Origin of the sequence: Streptomyces sp. DvalAA-43 (assembly GCF_900091725.1) — a bacterium.
GTDB lineage: Bacteria > Actinomycetota > Actinomycetes > Streptomycetales > Streptomycetaceae > Streptomyces > Streptomyces pulveraceus.
Genome location: NZ_FMBW01000094.1, coordinates 181036 through 200748, shown reverse-complemented (window position 1 = coordinate 200748; position 19713 = coordinate 181036). Strand labels below are relative to the sequence as shown.

Here is a 19713-nt window from a genome sequence, read left to right as displayed (position 1 = left end):
ACGAGGAGGAAGCCCGGATGGCCCGTAGGGAAGAGACGGATCAGGAGGCCGCAGCGCCGCCGACGCACCGGCCGACGAGCGTGCCGGTGCTCGGAGTCGGCATGGTCGGATACGCGTTCATGGGCGCCGCCCACTCACAGGGCTGGCGCACCGCGGGACACGTCTTCGACCTGCCGATGAGACCGGCTCTCGCCGCGGTCTGCGGACGGGACCGGGCGGCGGTCGACGCGGCGGCCGCCCGCCACGGCTGGGCGGCGGCCGAGACCGACTGGCGCGCCCTCATCGCCCGGGACGATGTGCAACTCGTCGACATCTGCACCCCCGGCGACAGCCACGCCGAGATCGCCATCGCCGCCCTGGAGGCGGGCAAGCACGTGCTGTGCGAGAAGCCGCTCGCCAACACGGTGGCCGAGGCCGAGGCGATGACCGCCGCCGCCGCGCGCGCGGCGGCCCGCGGCCAGGTCGCGATGGTGGGCTTCAACTACCGCAGGGTGCCCGCGATCGCCTACGCCCGGCAGCTGATCGCCGAGGGACGCCTCGGCCCCCTGCGGCATGTCCGCGCCGCCTACCTCCAGGACTGGCTCGTGGACCCCGAATCGCCGCTCACCTGGCGGCTGGAGCGGGAACGCGCGGGCTCGGGCGCGCTCGGCGACCTGGGCGCGCACATCGTCGACCTGGCCCAGTATCTGGCGGGGGAGCCGCTGGTCGGGGTGTCGGCGGTCAGCGAGACCTTCGTACGCGAACGGCCCCGGCTCGCGGGCCCGTCGGCCGGGCTCTCCGGCGCGGCGGACACGGGTGCGAGAGGAGCGGTGACCGTCGACGACGCGGCGCTGTTCACCGGCCGTCTCGCCTCCGGCGCGCTGGCCTCGTTCGAGGCGACCCGGATGGCGGCCGGACGGAAGAACGCGCTGCGGCTGGAGATCAACGGGGAGCGCGGATCGCTCGCCTTCGACCTGGAACGGCTCAACGAACTGTCCTTCCACGACCACACCGAACCCGCCGCCACCGCGGGGTTCCGGCGCGTCCTCGTCACCGAACCCCAGCACCCCTACCTGGAGGCGTGGTGGCCGCCGGGCCACGCCCTCGGTTACGAGCACACCTTCGTCCACCAGGCCCGCGACCTGGTCCGCACCATCGCCGAAGGGACCGCTCCCGCACCGTCGTTCGCCGACGGGCTCCAGGTGCAGCGGGTGCTGGCCGCGGTGGAGGAGAGCGCCGAGAAGAACTCCGTACACACCCCCGTGGTTCTCTAGGAGGTCCCGCCCATGCCCCGTCCCTTCACACTCTTCACCGGCCAATGGGCCGACCTGCCGCTGGAGGAGGTCTGCCGCCTCGCCCGGGACTTCGGTTACGACGGGCTCGAACTCGCCTGCTGGGGCGACCACTTCGAGGTCGACAAGGCGTTGGCCGACCCCGGCTATCTGGACAGCCGGCGGCAGCTGCTGGACAGGTACGGACTGAAGTGCTGGGCGATCTCCAACCACCTGGTCGGCCAGGCCGTCTGCGACGACCCGATCGACGAGCGGCACCAGGGGATCCTGCCCGCGCGGATCTGGGGCGACGGCGAGCCCGAAGGGGTCCGCCGCCGGGCCGCCGAGGAGCTCAAGGACACCGCCCGCGCGGCCGCCGCCTTCGGGGTGCGCACCGTCATCGGCTTCACCGGCTCCTCGATCTGGCACCTGGTCGCGATGTTCCCACCGGTTCCGCCGCACATGATCGAGCGCGGCTACGAGGACTTCGCCGAGCGCTGGAACCCGATCCTGGACGTCTTCGACGCGGAGGGCGTGCGGTTCGCCCATGAGGTGCACCCCAGCGAGATCGCGTACGACTACTGGACCACGCACCGCGCGCTGGAGGCCGTGGGCCACCGGGCGGCCTTCGGGCTGAACTTCGACCCGAGCCACTTCGTCTGGCAGGACCTGGACCCGGTCAACTTCCTGTACGACTTCCGGGACCGGATCTACCACGTGGACTGCAAGGAAGCGCGCAAGCGCCTGGACGGCCGCAACGGCCGGCTCGGCTCGCATCTGGCCTGGGGCGATCCGCGGCGCGGCTGGGACTTCGTCTCGGCCGGTCACGGCGACGTGCCCTGGGAGGACGTCTTCCGGATGCTCCGGTCCATCGGCTACGACGGGCCGGTCTCCGTGGAATGGGAGGACGCGGGGATGGACCGGCTGGCTGGGGCGCCGGAGGCGCTCGCCACGCTGAAGCGGTACGACTTCGAGCCGCCGACGGCGTCGTTCGACGCGGCGTTCGGGGGCGGGGACTGAATTCCGGGGCGGGGACTGACGGTCTCCCACCCGGGACTGGGTTCCGAGGAGGGGGCTGACGGTCTCCCGCCGGGGACGGTGTCCCCGGTCCGGGCCGGGGCGGCGGGCTTCGTGGCCGCCCCGCGCCCACCCCTGCCCATCCGCTTTGTCCTGGCGCAGGAAGAAGTTCGAGCGGACCGGTGCGCAAGGGCTTTCCGTCCTGGACGAACAGGTCTACGGTCCGCATTGTGTACATGACATGACCCGGGTCGCCGGTGTCCCACACACCCCGGACGACCCGCGCGGCAGTCCCCGCGCAGCACGGCACGGCAGCACCCCGCCCGTACAACCGGCACTCTCCGGAGGACACTCGTGCACAGAAAACCGACCGGAAACAGGAGCAGAACACGGCTCCGCGTCCGTAAATCCCTCGCCCTGCTCACCGGCGGCCTGCTCGCCGCTGCCACCCTGGCCCTGGGCGCCACGCCCGGCGCGGCGGCGGGGCCGCCCGCGCCGGCCGCCGCCGACGCGGCGGCCGAGGAATTCCAGCAGGTCACCCTCGCCAAGGGCGTGGCCGAGACCGGCGAGCCCATGACCCTGGCGGTGCTCCCCGACCGCAGCGTCCTGCACACCGCGCGCGGCGGCGAGCTGTGGCTCACCGACAGTGGCGGCGACACCACGCTCGCCGGTGTCCTCCCCGTCTACTCCCACGACGAGGAAGGCCTCCAGGGCGTCGGTGTCGACCCGGACTTCAGCAAGAACCGGGCGATCTACCTCTACTACGCGCCCCCGCTGGACACCCCGTCCGGCGACGCCCCCGAGAACGGCACCGCCGCCGACTTCGCCAAGTTCGACGGAGTGAACCGGCTCTCGCGCTTCGTCCTCAAGGAGGACGGCACGCTCGACACCGCCAGCGAGAAGAAGGTCCTCGACATCCCGACCTCGCGCGGCATCTGCTGCCACGTCGGCGGCGACATCGACTTCGACGCGCAGGGCAACCTGTACCTGTCGACCGGCGACGACTCCAACCCGTTCGCCTCCGACGGCTACACCCCGATCGACGACCGGCCCGACCGCAACCCCGCGTTCGACGCCCGCCGCACCTCGGGCAACACCAACGACCTGCGCGGCAAGATCCTCCGCATCAAGGTCGCCGACGACGGCACCTACACCGTCCCCGGGGGCAACCTCTTCGCCCCGGGCACGGACAAGACCCGCCCCGAGATCTACGCGATGGGCTTCCGCAACCCCTTCCGTTTCACCGTCGACAAGCCCACCGGCATCGTGTACGTCGGTGACTACGGGCCCGACGCCGGTGCGGCCGACCCCAAGCGCGGACCCGGCGGCCAGGTCGAATTCGCCCGCGTCACCGAGGCCGGCAACTTCGGCTGGCCGTTCTGCACCGGCAAGAACGACCCCTTCGTCGCCTACGACTTCGCGACGAAGACCTCCGGCGAGACCTTCGACTGCGCCGCACCCAAGAACACCTCCCGGTACAACACCGGGCTGGTCGACCTGCCGCCGGCCCAGCCCGCCTGGATCCCGTACGACGGCGGATCGGTACCCGAGTTCGGCACCGGCTCCGAGTCCCCGATGGGCGGACCCGTCTACCACTACGACGCAGACCTCGACTCGCCGGTGAAGTTCCCCGAGGCCTACGACGGCAACTTCTTCGCCGGTGAGTTCGGCCGGCGCTGGATCAAGCGCATCGACCAGGACACCGACGGCACGGTGAAGTCCATCAACGCCTTCCCGTGGTCGGGCACCCAGGTGATGGACATGACGTTCGGCCCCGACGGCGCGCTGTACGTCCTGGACTACGGCACCGGCTACTTCGGCGGCGACCAGAACTCGGCGCTCTACCGCATCGAGAACGCCACCGGCGGACGCTCCCCGATCGCCGAGGCCAGCGCCAACAAGACCTCGGGCACCGCACCCCTCAAGGTCGCCTTCTCCTCGGCCGGAACCACCGACGCCGACGGCGACACGCTCGGCTACAGCTGGGACTTCGGCGACGGCGGCACATCGACCGCCGCCAACCCCACGTACACGTACAAGAAGAACGGCACCTACACCGCCACCGTCACCGCCACGGACCCCACCGGCCGCAAGGGCTCGGCCAACGTCCACGTGACGGTCGGCAACACCGCTCCGGTGGTGAAGCTGGAGCTCCCCGGTGACGGGCAGCTGTTCTCCTTCGGCGACGAGATCCCGTTCAAGGTGACCGTCACCGACCCCGAGGACGGCACCATCGACTGCTCGAAGATCGAGGTCCGCTTCATCCTCGGGCACGACAGCCACGGCCACCCCATCACCTCGGCACACGGCTGCACCGGCACCATCAAGACGGAGATGGACGGCGGACACGACCCCAACGCCAACATCTTCGGCGTCATCGACGCCTCCTACACGGACGGCGGGGGAGGCGGCCAGGCCGCCCTGTCCGGCCACGACCAGGCCGAACTCCAGCCGCGCCACCGGCAGGCCGAGCACTACAGCGACTCCCACGGCGTCGCCCCGCAGAACAAGGCGACCGCCCACGGCGGCAAGACGGTCGGCGACATCCACAACGACGACTGGATCTCCTTCAAGCCGTACCTCCTCACCGGCTCCACCAAGCTGACCGCACGGATCTCCTCCGGCGGTGCCGGCGGCTTCCTCGAAGTGCGGACCGGCTCGGCGACCGGCAAGATCCTCGGCTCCGCGCCCGTACCGGTGACCGGCGCCTGGGACAACTTCCAGGACATCGACGTACCCCTGCGCGGCGTCCCGAAGAAGTCCACCGAACTCTTCCTGGTCTTCAAGGGAGGCGCGGGAGCGCTCTACGACATCGACGACTTCGAGCTGTCCAACAGTGCCCCCGACAAGACCGCCAAGCGGATCCTGGTCTTCTCGAAGACCGCCGGCTTCCGCCACGACGCGATCCCCGACGGCATCGCGGCGCTCAAGGAACTTGGCAAGGACAGCAACATCACCGTCGACGCCACGGAGACGGCCGGCCAGTTCACCACCAGCAACCTGGCCCGCTACGACGCCGTCGTCTTCCTCTCGACGACCGGTGACGTGCTCAACGCCGACCAGCAGAAGGCCTTCGAGAACTACGTGGCCACCGGCGGCGGCTACATGGGCGTCCACGCGGCGGCGGACACCGAGTACGACTGGGCGTTCTACGGCGGACTCGTCGGGGCGTACTTCTCCTCGCACCCCGCCATCCAGCCCGCCACCGTCCGCGTCGAGGACCACAGGCATCCGGCCACCGCAGGCCTCGCCGACGAGTGGAACCGCACCGACGAGTGGTACAACTACCGCACCAATCCGCGAGGCCAGGCCAAGATCCTCGCCACACTCGACGAGACGACCTACACCGGCGGCACCATGAAGGGCGACCACCCCATCACCTGGTGCCAGACCTACCAGGGCGGCCGCTCCTTCTACACCGGCCTCGGCCACACCAAGGAGTCCTACGCCGAACCGGACTTCCGCAAGCTGCTCCTCGGCGGCATGCGGTACGCGGCCGGCCAGGTGAAGGCCGACTGCAAGCCCGACACCGGCTACCGGTCGATCTTCAACGGCAAGACGCTCGAAGGCTGGAAGCAGGCGGGCCCCGGGAAGTTCGACGTCGTCGACGGTGAACTCCGCTCCCAGGGCGGCATGGGCCTGCTCACCTACCAGGCCAAGGAACTGGGCTCCTACTCGCTCAAGCTCGACTGGAAGATGCAGGGCGACGACAACTCCGGCATCTTCGTCGGCTTCCCGGAGTCCGACGACCCCTGGTCCGCGGTGAACAACGGCTACGAGATCCAGATCGACGCCAGCGACGCACCCGACCGCACCACGGGATCGATCTACACCTTCAAGGCCGCGAACGCCAAGGCCCGTGACCAGGTCCTGCGCCCGCCCGGCCAGTGGAACAGCTACGAGATCAAGGTCCGGGGCGAACGCCTCCAGGTCTTCCTCAACGGAGTGAAGATCAACGACTTCACCAACACCGATCCGGTACGGAGCCTGAAGAACGGCTACATCGGCCTCCAGAACCACAGCGCCGACGACCATGTCTCCTTCCGCAACATCCAGCTGAAGGAACTGCCCTCGGCCTAGGACACCCACCGCGGGGACGGCGGGCGGGGGAGAGCACAACGCCCCGCCCGCCGTCCCCGGCCGACCCCGTCCCCTCTCGTACAGCGCCACCCGCTCCGCCCAGCCCGCACCCCCAGCCAGGGAGGCAGCCCGTGTCAGCACCCGCCGTACGTACCGGAGTCTGGTTCATCGGAGCACGCGGCTCCGTCGCCACCACCGCAACCGCGGGGTGCGCGGCGGTCGCGGCAGGGCTCCACCCGGCGGCAGGCATGGTCACCGAGACCCCGCCCTTCACCGACAGCGGGCTGCCCGCACTCACCTCACTGGTCTTCGGCGGACACGACACCGCGGGCTGCCCACTGCCCAAGCGGGCCGAGGCACTGGCGGCCGGTGGAGTGCTGCCGCACGATCTGCCCTCCGCGGTGCACGCCGAACTCGCCGCCGCGGACGCGGAGATCCGGCCCGGCGGCCCGCTGCCCGGCGACACCCGCGACGACGAGGAACTCATCACCGCGTTCGCCGCCGACCTCACCGACTTCGGACACCGCAACGGCCTCGCCAGGACGGTCGTCATCAACGTGGCCTCCACGGAACCCGTACCGGCCCCCGGCGATCCGAGGCTGCCCGCCAGCTCGCTCTACGCGGCGGCGGCACTGCGGGCCGGCTGCCCCTACATCAACTTCACCCCCTCCACCGGGCTGCGCACCCCCGCACTCCAGGACGCCGTCGCGGCCTGCGGACTTCCTCACGCGGGCCGCGACGGCAAGACGGGCCAGACGCTGCTCCGCTCCGTACTCGCCCCGATGTTCGTGCAGCGCGCCCTCCCCGTACGGGCCTGGTCGGGCACCAATCTGCTGGGCGGCGGCGACGGGGCGGCGCTGGCCGACCCGGGCGCGGCCGCCGCCAAGAACGCCGGGAAGGAACGCGTTCTCGCAGACACCCTGGGCACCGCCCCCGAGGGCGAGGTCCACATCGACGACGTACCGGCCCTCGGCGACTGGAAGACCGCCTGGGACCACATCGCGTTCGACGGATTCCTCGGCGCACGGATGGTGCTCCAGACCACCTGGCAGGGCTGCGACTCCGCACTGGCCGCGCCCCTGGTCCTCGACCTCGTCAGGCTGGTGGCCCGCGCCCACGAGCAGGGCATGAGCGGCCCGCTGCCCCAGCTCGGCTTCTACTTCAAGGACCCGGACGGCGGCCCGGCCGCGCTCTTCGAGCAGTACATGGCGCTGCTCGCCTTCGCCGGGACGCTGCGGGGGGACCGGTGACGGCACGTGCCTGGGCGGAGCTGCTCCGCGTCTCCGCGCTCTTCACCGTCCCCGGCGACGCACTCGCCGGGGCGGCGGCGAGCGGCCGGCGCCCCGACCGCGGAACCGTGCTCGCCGTCGGCGCCTCGCTCTGCCTGTACGAGGCGGGCATGGCGCTCAACGACTGGGCCGACCGCGACGAGGACGCCATCGACCGCCCGCACCGGCCCATTCCCTCGGGCCGGATCGCACCCGGCGCGGCCCTCGCGGCAGCGGGCGCGCTGACGGCCGCGGGGCTGGGACTCGCCGCACGGGCCGGCCGCCCGGCCCTCGCGGTCGCGACGGGGCTGGCGGCGACCGTGTGGGCGTACGACCTCCGGCTGAAGCACACCCCGGCCGGCCCGGCGGCGATGGCGGCGGCGCGCGGGCTCGACCTGCTGCTCGGGGCGGCTGCCACCGGGGTGGCCGCTGGCGGGGCGACGGGGCGGGCGACGGGGCCGGGGCCCGTACTCGTGCCTGTGAAGGGTCCCGCGCCTGTGAGGGGTCCCGCCTCGGGGAGGGGGGCCGCCTCCGGTCGGGGATCCGCTTCGGGGCCGGGAGCCGCCCTCGGCTCGGGTCCGGCCACGACCGGGGGCGTACGCGGCGTCCTGCCGGCCGCCGTCCTGCTCGGCGCGCACACCTACGCCGTCACCGCCGTCTCCCGGCACGAGGCGCACGGCGGATCCACCGCCGCGCCACTCGCCGCGCTCGGCGCCGTCGCCGCCCTGGGCGCGGCGGCGGTCCACGAGCAGCGCGGGCGGCGCGGAGACCGGGGGACGGACGCACACCGGGACCTCGGCGGTCGGGGCGAGCCGCACCGGCCGAACCCCGGCCCCACGCACGACGCGCCGGAGCCCCTCGCCGCCACCGCCCCCGGTCTCGTACGCACCGCGCTCACCGGCTCCTACCTCCGGACCGCGGCCGTCCCCCTCCTCCATGCCGCGCTGAACCCGTCCCCGCCGCTCACCCAGCGCGCCGTCGGCGGCGGCATCCGGGCGATGATCCCGCTCCAGGCCGCCCTCGCCGCCCGCGCGGGAGCGGTCGGCACCGGACTCGCCGTCATGGCACTCGTACCGATCGCCCGCGCCCTCTCCCGGAAGGTGAGCCCGACATGACGATCCGCTACGGCTACGGCACCAACGGGCTCACCGACCTCCGCCTGGACGACGCCCTCGGGCTCCTCGCCGACCTCGGCTACGACGGCGTCGGCCTGACCCTCGACCACATGCACCTCGACCCCCTCGCCCCGGACCTCGCCGCCCGCACCGCCCGCGTGGCGTCCCGGCTCCGGGAGCTGGGGCTCGGCGTGACCGTCGAGACCGGCGCCCGTTACGTCCTCGACCCGCGCCGCAAGCACGGCCCGTCCCTCCTCGATCCGGACCCGGAGGCCCGCGCCGCCCGCACCCGGCTGCTCGTCCGGGCCGTCGGCATCGCCGCCGACCTCGGCGCCCACGCCGTGCACTGCTTCAGCGGCATCACCCCGCCGGACACCACCCCCGACACCGCCTGGCAGCGGCTCACCGGCTCCCTCGCCCCGGTCCTGGAGGCCGCCGACCGCTCCGGCATCCCCCTCGCCATCGAACCCGAGCCCGGACACCTCCTGGCCGACCTCGCCGACTTCCATCATCTCCGCGTCCTCAGCGGAGATCCGCCACCGCTCGGGCTCACCCTCGACATCGGCCACTGCCAGTGCCTGGAGCCCGCCGCGCCCGCCGACTGCGTCCGCGACGCCGCCCCCTGGCTGCGCCACGTCCAGATCGAGGACATGCGCCGCGGCGTCCACGAGCACCTCCCGTTCGGCGAGGGCGAGATCGACTTCCCGCCCGTGCTCGACGCACTCGACACCCTCTCGGACACCGGCTACGGCGGTCTGACGGTCGTCGAACTGCCCCGCCACTCCCACGCCGGACCCGAACTCGCCCGTACCTCCATCGAGTTCCTCCGCAAGCACGGTCCGTCCAGCCACAGCCCGTCGCAGCACAGTCCGTCGAGCCGCTGAACCGCCGAAGGGAGAGACGTCATGCCGATGTCCCCGACGAACCCCCCGCTGCTGACCCGCAAGGAGCTCGACGCACGGCTCGGCGGAGCCGCGCGCGCCTGGCTCGACGAGGCCCTGGCCGAGGCGGAGCACGCCGCCGTCCACCAGGAGACCGAACCGCCCGGCGGACCGTACGCCGCCCCGCCGTGGGAACTGCGGTACGCCGCGGCCGGCCGGCACTGCGGACTCGAACACGCCGACTCCGTACGCGCTCTGCTCCTCGTCGAGGCCCGAGCCGCGCTGCCCGCCCTGACCAGGCTGTACGAGCAGGGCACCGCCGCCGAGCGGCGTGCCGTCCTGCTCACCCTGCACCGGCTGGAGCCCGGCCCCACCGCCCTTCCGCTCGTCGAGGACGCCCTGCGCACCAATGACACCCGGCTGATCGCCGCGGCCGTCGGCCCGTACGCCGCCACGCATCTCGATCCGCACCAATGGCGCCACGCCGTTCTCAAGTGCCTCTTCACCGAGGTCCCCGTCGCCGCCGTCGACGGACTTGCCCGACGCGCCTGCGGCGACGCCGAACTCGCCCGCATGCTCGGCGACTTCGCGGCCGAGCGCATCGCCGCGGGCCGCGGCGTCCCCGCCGATCTCGCCCGCGTCCTCGAACTCACCACCCCCGGCGCAGCCCCCACGGAGGAGTCCTGATGCGCATCTTCGACCCGCACATCCACATGACCTCCCGCACCACGGACGACTACCAGTCGATGTACGACGCGGGGGTCCGCGCCCTGGTGGAACCCTCCTTCTGGCTCGGCCAGCCCCGCACCTCGCCCGCCAGCTTCTTCGACTACTTCGACGCCCTGCTCGGCTGGGAACCCTTCCGCGCCGCCCAGTACGGCATCGCCCACCACTGCACGCTCGCCCTCAACCCCAAGGAGGCCAACGACCCCCGCTGCACCCCCGTCCTGGACGCCCTGCCCCGCTATCTCGTCAAGGACTCCGTCGTCGCCGTCGGCGAGATCGGCTACGACTCCATGACCCCGGCCGAGGACACCGCCCTGGCCACCCAGCTCCAGCTCGCCGCCGACCACGGCCTGCCCGCCCTCGTGCACACCCCGCACCGCGACAAACTCGCCGGACTGCACCGCACCCTCGACGTCATCCGCGAATCCCACCTGGCCCCGGAACGCGTCGTGCTCGACCACCTCAACGAGACCACCGTGCGGGACGCCCTGGACAGCGGCTGCTGGGCCGGATTCTCCATCTACCCCGACACCAAGATGGACGAGGACCGCATGGTCGCGATCCTCAGGACCCACGGCACCGAGAAGGTCCTGGTCAACTCGGCCGCCGACTGGGGCAGAAGCGATCCGCTCAAGACCCGCAGGGTCGGCGACGCGATGCTCGCCGCCGGATTCGACGACGACGACGTCGACCGGGTGCTCTGGCGCAACCCCGTCGCCTTCTACGGGCAGAGCGGCCGGCTCCAGCTCGGCATCGCCGAACCCGAACCGCTCCACGAAGGCAACTCCATCCTGCGCGGCGGGGAGTGAGGCGATGCGCTTCCGCCACCCCGACGGCTCCACCGTCCACCTCGCGTACTGCACCAACGTCCACCCCGCCGAGGCGCTCGACGGCGTCCGCGCCCAACTGCGCGACCACTGCGAACCCGTCCGCAGACGCCTCGGCCGCGACCGGCTCGGCATCGGCCTCTGGCTCGCCCGGGACGCGGCCCGCACCCTGGTCAACGACCCGGCCGAGCTGCGGTCCCTGCGCGCCGAACTGGACCGCCGCGGCCTGGAGGTCGTCACCCTCAACGGCTTCCCGTACGAGGGCTTCGGCGCCGACGAGGTCAAGTACCGGGTGTACAAGCCGGACTGGACGGATCCCGAGCGGCTCGCCCACACCACCGACCTCGCCCGGCTCCTGGCCGGACTGCTCCCCGACGACGTCACCGAAGGAACCATCTCCACCCTCCCGATCGCCTGGCGCACCCCCTTCGACACGGACCCGGAAGCGGCCCGCACGGCCCACACCGCGCTCACCACCCTCGGCGAACGGCTCGACGCCCTCGCCGAGCTCACCGGCAAGTCCATCCGCATCGGCCTCGAACCCGAACCGGGCTGCACGGTCGAGACCACCGCCGACGCCATCGCACCCCTCACCGCCGTCGGACACCCCCGCATCGGCATCTGCATCGACACCTGCCACCTGGCCACCTCCTTCGAGGACCCCGACGCCGCCGTCGACGCACTCGGCAAGGCGGGAATCCCGATCGCCAAGGCGCAGCTCTCCGCCGCCCTGCACGCCGAACACCCCCACCTCCCCGAGGTCCGCACCGCGCTCGCCGCCTTCGCCGAGCCCCGCTTCCTGCACCAGACCCGCACCGGCACCGCCGCCGGACTGCGCGGCACCGACGACCTCGACGAGGCCGTCACCGGCCGGGCCCTGCCGGACGGCGCCCCCTGGCGCGCCCACTTCCACGTCCCCCTGCACGCACCCCCCGCACCACCGCTCACCTCCACCCTTCCCGTGCTCCGCACCGCGCTGACCCGGCTGGTGGGCGGCGCACAGCCCCTCACCAGGCACCTGGAGGTCGAGACCTACACCTGGCAGGCGCTCCCGGCCGCGCTGCGCCCCCGTACCCGCACCCAGCTCGCCGACGGCATCGCCGCCGAACTCACCCTCGCCCGCGACCTCCTGGTCGACCTCGGCCTCAAGGAGCTCCCGTGACCCCGGCCGAACAGCCCACCGAGCCCCTGACACCCACCCCTCTCCTCGTCGTCGACGTCGTCGGCCTCACCCCGCGGCTCCTCGACCACATGCCGCACCTCAAGGCCCTGGGGCAGTCCGGCACCCACGCCCCGCTCGGCACCGTCCTCCCCGCCGTCACCTGCGCCGCCCAGTCCACCTTCCTCACCGGCACCACCCCCGCCGAGCACGGCATCGTCGCCAACGGCTGGTACTTCCGCGAGCTCGGCGACATCCTGCTCTGGCGCCAGCACAACGGACTGGTCGAGGGCGACAAACTCTGGGACGCCGCCCGCCGCGCCCACCCCGGATACACCGTCGCCAACATCTGCTGGTGGTACGCGATGGGCGCCGACACCGACATCACCGTCACCCCGCGCCCCGTCTACTACGCGGACGGCCGCAAGGAGCCCGACTGCTACACCCGGCCGGCCGCCCTGCACGACGAACTCACCGACAAATTCGGCACGTTCCCCCTCTTCCACTTCTGGGGCCCCGGCGCCGACCTCGTCTCCTCGCAGTGGATCATCGACGCGACCCGGCACATCCTCGGCACCCGCCACCCCGACCTCGCCCTGTGCTACCTCCCGCACCTCGACTACGACCTCCAGCGCTACGGCCCCGACGACCCGCGCTCCCACCGGGCCGCGGCCGAACTCGACCGCGCGATGGCCCCCCTCCTGGACGACGCCCGCCGCGAGGGCCGCACCGTCGTCGCCCTCTCCGAATACGGCATCACCCGCGTCGACCGGCCCGTCGACATCAACCGGGCCCTGCGCCGTGCCGGCCTCCTGGAGGTCCACACCCAGGACGGCATGGAGTACCTCGACCCGATGGCCTCCCGTGCCTTCGCCGTCGCCGACCACCAGCTCGCCCACATCTACGTACGCCGCCCCGAGGACCTCGAAGCCACCCGCGAAGCCCTCCGGGACCTCCAGGGCATCGAGCAGCTCCTCGACGACGAGGGCAAGAAGGCACACGGCCTGGACCACCCGCGCTCCGGCGAGCTGGTCGCCGTCGCGGACCCGGACGCCTGGTTCACGTACTACTACTGGCTCGACGACGCCCGCGCGCCCGACTTCGCGCAGCTCGTCGAGATCCACCGCAAACCCGGCTACGACCCCGTCGAACTCTTCCTGGACCCCCAGGACCCGTACGTCCGGGTCAAGGCGGCCGCGGCCGTCGCCCGCAAGAAGCTCGGCATGCGCTACCGCATGGCGGTCGTGCCCCTGGACCCGTCACCTATTCGCGGCAGCCACGGCCGCCTTCCGCGGAGCGACGAAGAAGGTCCGCTCATCCTGTGCTCCACCCCCCACGCGTTCACCGGCCCCGTCCGGGCCACCGAAGTGAAGTCCTTGCTTCTCAAGCTCGCCGGACTGCACTGACAACGTCCCGCCCCCAGAAGGAGTTCCCCCATGAGCCGCCGCACCCCCGTCGACGCCGAACTCGCCCACAAGCTCAGCCGGCGCTCCCTGCTCGGTGTCGCCGCCGGAGCCACCGCAGCCGCCCTCCTCGGCGCCGCCGCCCCGGCCGCCACCGCCCAGGGCAGGCCCCACGGCGACCCGCTGCTCCCGCCCGGCCGCCTCGGAATCCAGCTCTACACCCTCCGCGACAAGGTCTCGACCCTCGGCTTCGACAAGGTCTTCGCCGAACTGGAGGCGTACGGCTACGACGAGGTCGAGTACGCCGGCTACACCCAGGGCTCGGCCGGTGCCCTCACCCTCGCCCAGCTCAAGCGGCTCACCCGCGACCACGGACTCAAGGGCATAGGCAGCCACGTCGGTTACTACGACGACAACAACACGAACGCCTACACCTTCGCGCAGAACCTCACCAAGGTGCTCGACGACGCCCAGGCCCTCGGCCTCAAGCACATCGGCACCGCCTCGGGGCCGTTCCGCTACGGATCGACGGTCGACGCCTGGAAGCGCGCCGCCGCGGACTTCAACACCTACGGCGCCGCGGCCAGGGCACGCGGCATGAAGTTCTACCAGCACAACCACGCCGAGGAGTTCTCCTTCGCCACCGACCGGCCCGACGTCCGCCTCTACGACGTGCTGCTCGCCGAGACCGACCCCGACCTGGTCTTCCTGGAGATGGACATCTACTGGGCGTACGTCGGCCAGTTCCGCTTCGGCAAGCGGGCCGACGGCACCCCCGACACCTTCGACCCGCTGCACTACGTACTGAAGCAGCCCGACCGCTACCCGCTCTTCCACGTCAAGGACGGCGAGCACGACACCGCCGCCCGCGACGGCTACCGCATGGTGGACGTCGGGGACGGCGACATCGACTACAAGAAGTTCCTGGACACCGTCACCAGGACCCACGGCGGACGCCGCGACCACCACTGGCAGGTGGAGCACGACCAGCCGATCGTGGACTCCTTCACCACGGCCCGTCGCTCGGCCGCCTACCTGCACACCCTGCGCCGGAAGGGCTGCTGACCCACCGCACGCACGACGGTCCTCCCCGCAGAGGGGCGCTTTCCAGGGGCCGTCGTGCGTGCGCGCGGGGAGCGGCTCAGACCGCCTCGCGGCCGACCGGCACCCGCTTGGGGGCCGTGCCGCGCACCCGCGGGCGGCCCGGCTGCCTCAGCATCAGCGTGATGCCGGCTGCCACCATGGAGATCCCGCCGGCCAGCGCGTAGGCGCCGTCGTAGCCCCAGGCATGGACCACCATCGAGCCCAGTCCGCCGCCGAACAGTCCGCTGACCAGCTTCCCGCTGTACACGAGGCCGTAGTTGGTGGCGTTGTAGTTCTCGCCGAAGTAGTCCGGGGTCAGCGCGGCGAACATCGGGTAGAAGGCGCCGCCGCCGAATCCGGAGAGGAAGGCGAAGAACAGGAACAGCCACTCGTTGCGCGCATGGCCGGCCCAGATCACACCGAACTGGGCCAGACCCAGCACGACGATGACGAACACCAGGGTCTGTTTGCGGCCCCAGAGGTCCGACAGCCAGCCCACCACGGCACGGCCGGCACCGTTGATGACGGACATGACACCCATGGACGACGCCGCGACGAGCGGGCCGAAACCCACGTCCCTGGCGAAGTCCACCTGGAACGAGATGCCGAATATGGACACCCCCGCGGTCAGTACGACAGCGAGCCACATCAGCGGGAGCATGCCCGTCCGGACGGCCTCCATCGGTGTGTACTGCTTCACCGCCGGAGGGTTCTTCGCCGGACCGGCCGCACTCCGCGTGCCACCCGCTCCATCCGGCGGGCCGGCCTCGGCGGGCCACCAGTTCTTCGGCGGGTCCTTGAAGAACCAGGCACAGCCCGCCACCACGATCAGCACATAGACACCGATGAGATCCAGGACCTCGTTGTAGTCACCGGTGTCGAAGGCGTAGTTGAAGATGAAGATGAACGGTAACGCACCATAGGCGAAGCCTCCGTTGACGAATCCGGTCTTCGCGCCGCGCCGCTCCGGGAACCACTTGCCCACCATGTTGATGCAGGTGGCGTACACGAGCCCGGACCCCAGACCGCCGATGATCCCGAACCCGCAGATCGCGGCGGTCACATCGTCCAGATGCGAGAGCGCGACGAAGCCGACGAGACAGAGCGCGGCCCCGGTGAACATGGCCCGCCTCGCGGTGAGGATCCCCCTCTCGCGCAGCCACCCGGCGGGGAAGGCGACCCCCGCCTGGAAGAAGACCCAGACGCTCAGGATCCAGAAGGTGTTGCTCTGCGTCCAGCCATGGGCTTCGGAGAGCGTGTCCTCCGCGGAGCCGTAGGCGTACTCGGACACACTGATGGCCATCATCGCGATCCACGGCAGATACACCATCAGCTTGCGGCTGTGACCGAGCAGATCCCGGTCGCTCTCGCCCACACGGTAGACACGGCCCTTGGCGTCCGTCACCTCACGGAACGCGGCACCCGGCGTCCTGCCCGGTCGTTCGTCTGTGCTCATGGATCTCCCCTCGGCTTCCAAAGAACCTGGCCGGCGCTGCCTGTCCAAACTCTCCGTGCCTGGGAAGGGTCAGCTCAGCAGCCCCGCGGCCCTTGCCCAGCGGTACTTCGCACCGAGCGCCGCGACCGGCTTCTCGGTGGTATAGGGGTAGGCCACGACACCGTGCCCGAAGAGGTACGCGCACGCCTCCTCGACCTCGGTGTCACCGGCCAGCGACGCCACCACGGGCTTGACGACGCCGCGGTCCCGGAACTCCCGGACGACCCGTGCGGCCAGCTCGGCGAAGACCATCGGCGGGGTGACGATCGTGTGCCAGTAGCCCAGGACCAGCGCGTGGATGCGCGGGTCCGACATGCCCAGGCGGATCGTCGCCTCGTACGTCGACGGCGGCTCGCCGCCCGTGATGTCGATCGGGTTGCCCGCCGCGCCGAACGGCGGGATGAACGCCCTGAACGACGCGTCCAGATCCGGCGGGATCTCCATCAGTGAAAGGCCGTTGTCGACGATCGCGTCCGACAGCAGCACCCCCGAACCGCCCGCGCCGGTGATGACGACGACGTTGTCCCCCTTCGGCGTCGGAAGCACCGGCAGTGCCCGCGCGTACTCCAGCATCTCGTTGAGCCCCGGCGCCCTGATCACCCCCGCCTGGCGCAGGATGTCGTCGTACACCGCGTCGTCGCCCGCCAGCGCGCCGGTGTGCGAACCCGCCGCCCTGGCACCGGCGCTGGTACGGCCCGCCTTCAGCACCACGACGGGCTTCCTCGGTACGGTCGCCCGAGCCGCCGCGACGAACGCGCGTCCGTCCTTGAGGTCCTCCAGGTGCATCGCGACGCACTGGGTGTGCGGGTCCTCGGCGAACCAGGTCAGCAGATCGTCCTCGTCGATGTCCGACTTGTTGCCGAGCCCCACGATCGCCGACACACCGGTCCTCGTCGAACGGGCGAAGCCCAGGATCGCCATGCCGATCCCACCGGACTGCGAGGTGAGCGCCACCCCGCCCTTGACGTCGTAGGGCGTGCAGAAGGTGGCGCACAGGTCCTGCCACGTCGAGTAGTAGCCGTAGATGTTGGGACCCAGCAGCCGCACGCCGTACCGCTCGGCGATCGCCACGAGCTCGTCCTGGAGGCCCTGTTCGCCGGTCTCGGCGAAGCCGGAGGGGATGAGCACCGCGTTCGGTACGCCCTTGCGCCCCACCTCCTCCAGCACCGGGGCCACGGATGCGGCGGGGATCGCGAAGACCGCCACATCCACCTCACCGGGAACGTCGATGACACTCCTGTACGCCTTGCGGCCCAGGATCTCACCGGCCCGGGGGTTCACCGGGTGGATCTCGCCGGCGAAGCCCCCGTCGACGAGATTCCGCATCACCGAGTTCCCGATCTTCCCGGGCTCGTCGGACGCGCCGATCACCGCGATCGAGCAGGGCTCCATCAGCCGCCGCATCGAGGCCAGGATCTCCTCGCGGCCGTACGCGCGCCGGGGCACGGCGGTCCGGGTCGCCAGCAGGATGCGGATGTCGGCCGCCACCGCACCCTCCGGTGTGGCGATGACCGGATTGAGGTCGACCTCCGCGATCTCCGGGAAGTCCGCGACGAGTCGGGACACCCGCTGGATCTGCTCGGCCAGGGCCCATCGGTCCACTGCCGGCGCACCCCGTACCCCGCGCAGGACCTCCGCCGCACCGATCGAGTCGAGCATCGACCGCGCCTCGTCGGCCGTGACCGGGGCCAGGCGGAACGTGATGTCCTTCAGCACCTCCACCAGCACGCCGCCGAGTCCGAAGGCCACGACCTTCCCGAACGTCGGGTCGGTCACCGCACCGATGATGACCTCCTGTCCGGGCGGCACCAGTTCCTGCACCTGCACCCCGTCGATCCGGGCATCGGGTGCGTACGCCCGCACGTTCTCGACGATCCGGCGGAACGCGGCCCGGACCTCCGCGGCGCCCTCCACACCGACGACGACACCGCCGGCCTCCGTCTTGTGCGACACGTCCGGCGAGACGATCTTCAGCACCACGGGTCCGCCGAGCCGGTCGGCGTACGCCACCGCCTCGTCGATGTCCCGGGCCAGCTCCTCGCCGGGCACGGCGATCCCGTAGGCGTCGGCGACGGTCTTTCCTTCGGGGGCGGTGAGCGCGTCGCGCCCGGCGGCCCGGACGGAGTCGAGCAGTTCCCGTACCCGTGCGCGATCCTGTGATCCGGCCATGGCTCAGATGACTCCGTCCGTCTTCAGCAGCCGCAGTTCCTCGTCGCCGAGGCCCAGTTCACCGACGTACACCTCTTCGTTGTGCTCACCGAGCAGCGGCGAAGTCACCACGTCCACGGGGGAGTCGGAGAGCTTCAGCGGGGAGCCGACGGTGGTGAACGTGCCGCGCTCCGGATGCTCGACCCGGACGATCATCCCGTTGGCGGCCAGCGACTCGTCCTCGGCGATCTCCTTGATGGACAGGACCGGGCCGCACGGGATGCCATGGGCGTTGAGCCGCTCCAGCACGTCCCACTTGGGCAGCGCCGAGGACCACTCCTCGATGAGCTGGAACATCTTGCCGAGCCTGGGCAGCCGGGCCTCGGGCGTCGCCCACTCGGGGTCGTCCGCCAGTTCCGGGCGTCCGATGAGCGCGGAGAGCGGCTGCCACCCCACCGGCTGCACGATGACATACACATAGTCGTTGGGGCCGCCGGGCGCGCACTTCACCGCCCACCCCGGCTGTCCACCACCGCTGGCGTTGCCGCTGCGAGGCACCTCGTCGCCGAAGTCCTCATTGGGATACTCGGCCAACGGGCCGTGCGCCAGCCTCTGTTGGTCGCGCAGCTTCACCCGGCACAGGTTCAGCACCGCGTGCTGCATGGCGACATCGACGCGCTGCCCGCGTCCGGTGCTCTCGCGCTGGAACAGCGCGGCCAGAATGCCGGCCACCGCGTGGATCCCCGTTCCGGAGTCCCCGATCTGCGCACCGGTGGCGAGCGGCGGGCCGTCCTCGAATCCGGTGGTGGCCATCGAGCCGCCCATGGCCTGGGCGACCACCTCGTACGCCTTGAAGTCGGTGTACGGTCCCGTGCCGAACCCCTTGATGGAGGCGTAGACGATGCGTGGATTGATCTCCTGGATCCGTTGCCAGGTGAATCCCATCCGGTCGACGGCGCCGGGACCGAAGTTCTCCACCAGCACATCGCTGCGGCGGATCAGCTCGGTGAGGATCTCCTTGCCGCGCCCGCTCTTCACATTGAGTGTGATGCTCCGCTTGTTGCAGTTGAGCATCGTGAAGTAGAGGGAGTCGACATCCGGCAGATCGCGCAGCTGCCTGCGGGTGATGTCGCCGCCCGGCGCTTCGAGCTTCACCACGTCGGCGCCGAGCCAGGCGAGCAGCTGGGTGGCCGAGGGACCGGACTGTACGTGCGTCATGTCGAGGACGCGCACGCCCTCAAGAGCTCTGGTCATGCCGACG

General features: G+C 71.4%; 14 protein-coding genes. 11 read left to right on the top strand and 3 right to left on the bottom strand.

Going from position 1 to position 19713, the window contains the following annotated elements:
• Positions 1 to 17 precede the first annotated feature (17 nt).
• The 11 genes from GA0115234_RS39365 to GA0115234_RS39315 all read left to right on the top strand — a co-directional run bounded on the left by GA0115234_RS39365 (position 18) and on the right by GA0115234_RS39315 (position 14791).
• Positions 18 to 1253: a Gfo/Idh/MocA family protein gene (locus tag GA0115234_RS39365; RefSeq protein ID WP_093551401.1), complete on the top strand. Its 1236-nt coding sequence runs from the start codon at positions 18 to 20 to the stop codon at positions 1251 to 1253.
• Between the two features lie 12 nt (positions 1254 to 1265).
• Positions 1266 to 2270: a sugar phosphate isomerase/epimerase family protein gene (locus GA0115234_RS39360; RefSeq protein WP_093551399.1), complete on the top strand. Its 1005-nt coding sequence runs from the start codon at positions 1266 to 1268 to the stop codon at positions 2268 to 2270.
• A 351-nt stretch (positions 2271 to 2621) separates the two neighbouring features.
• A complete protein-coding gene (locus tag GA0115234_RS39355; RefSeq protein WP_093551397.1) occupies positions 2622 to 6347 on the top strand; it encodes a ThuA domain-containing protein in 3726 nt (1241 codons plus the stop codon).
• A 131-nt stretch (positions 6348 to 6478) separates the two neighbouring features.
• On the top strand, positions 6479 to 7597 hold the full coding sequence (locus GA0115234_RS39350) for an inositol-3-phosphate synthase (RefSeq protein ID WP_093551395.1): 1119 nt from the start codon (positions 6479 to 6481) through the stop codon (positions 7595 to 7597).
• The gene (locus GA0115234_RS39345; RefSeq protein WP_093551393.1) at positions 7594 to 8730 is read left to right on the top strand and encodes an SCO3242 family prenyltransferase; all 1137 of its coding nucleotides are present in this window, start codon (positions 7594 to 7596) and stop codon (positions 8728 to 8730) included. Before GA0115234_RS39350 ends, GA0115234_RS39345 begins: the two co-directional genes overlap by 4 nt.
• Positions 8727 to 9614 carry a sugar phosphate isomerase/epimerase family protein gene (locus GA0115234_RS39340; protein ID WP_093551391.1) on the top strand — a complete coding sequence of 296 codons (888 nt, stop codon included), beginning with the start codon at positions 8727 to 8729 and terminating at the stop codon, positions 9612 to 9614. The genes GA0115234_RS39345 and GA0115234_RS39340 overlap by 4 nt, the downstream gene beginning before the upstream one ends.
• Positions 9615 to 9635: 21 nt before the next feature.
• Positions 9636 to 10298: an EboA domain-containing protein gene (locus GA0115234_RS39335; protein ID WP_093551388.1), complete on the top strand. Its 663-nt coding sequence runs from the start codon at positions 9636 to 9638 to the stop codon at positions 10296 to 10298.
• Entirely contained in the window at positions 10298 to 11146 is an 849-nt protein-coding gene (locus tag GA0115234_RS39330; protein WP_093551386.1) for a TatD family hydrolase, read from the top strand. The genes GA0115234_RS39335 and GA0115234_RS39330 overlap by 1 nt, the downstream gene beginning before the upstream one ends.
• Positions 11147 to 11150: 4 nt before the next feature.
• A complete protein-coding gene (gene eboE / locus GA0115234_RS39325) occupies positions 11151 to 12326 on the top strand; it encodes a metabolite traffic protein EboE (protein ID WP_093551384.1) in 1176 nt (391 codons plus the stop codon).
• Positions 12323 to 13729, top strand: coding sequence for a nucleotide pyrophosphatase/phosphodiesterase family protein (locus GA0115234_RS39320; RefSeq protein WP_176729400.1), 1407 nt, complete (start codon positions 12323 to 12325; stop codon positions 13727 to 13729). Before eboE ends, GA0115234_RS39320 begins: the two co-directional genes overlap by 4 nt.
• A 30-nt stretch (positions 13730 to 13759) precedes the next feature.
• The gene (locus tag GA0115234_RS39315) at positions 13760 to 14791 is read left to right on the top strand and encodes a sugar phosphate isomerase/epimerase family protein (protein ID WP_093551382.1); all 1032 of its coding nucleotides are present in this window, start codon (positions 13760 to 13762) and stop codon (positions 14789 to 14791) included.
• A 76-nt stretch (positions 14792 to 14867) separates the two neighbouring features.
• On the opposite strand, the gene GA0115234_RS39310 is transcribed toward GA0115234_RS39315, so the two are convergent.
• The 3 genes from GA0115234_RS39310 to frc all read right to left on the bottom strand — a co-directional run bounded on the left by GA0115234_RS39310 (position 14868) and on the right by frc (position 19706).
• Entirely contained in the window at positions 14868 to 16265 is a 1398-nt protein-coding gene (locus GA0115234_RS39310) for an OFA family MFS transporter (RefSeq protein ID WP_093551380.1), read from the bottom strand.
• 69 nt (positions 16266 to 16334) lie between these two features.
• Positions 16335 to 18473 carry an acetate--CoA ligase family protein gene (locus tag GA0115234_RS39305; RefSeq protein WP_093551378.1) on the bottom strand — a complete coding sequence of 713 codons (2139 nt, stop codon included), beginning with the start codon at positions 18471 to 18473 and terminating at the stop codon, positions 16335 to 16337.
• A gap of 3 nt (positions 18474 to 18476) precedes the next feature.
• Entirely contained in the window at positions 18477 to 19706 is a 1230-nt protein-coding gene (gene frc, locus GA0115234_RS39300; protein ID WP_093551376.1) for a formyl-CoA transferase, read from the bottom strand.
• Positions 19707 to 19713 lie beyond the last annotated feature (7 nt).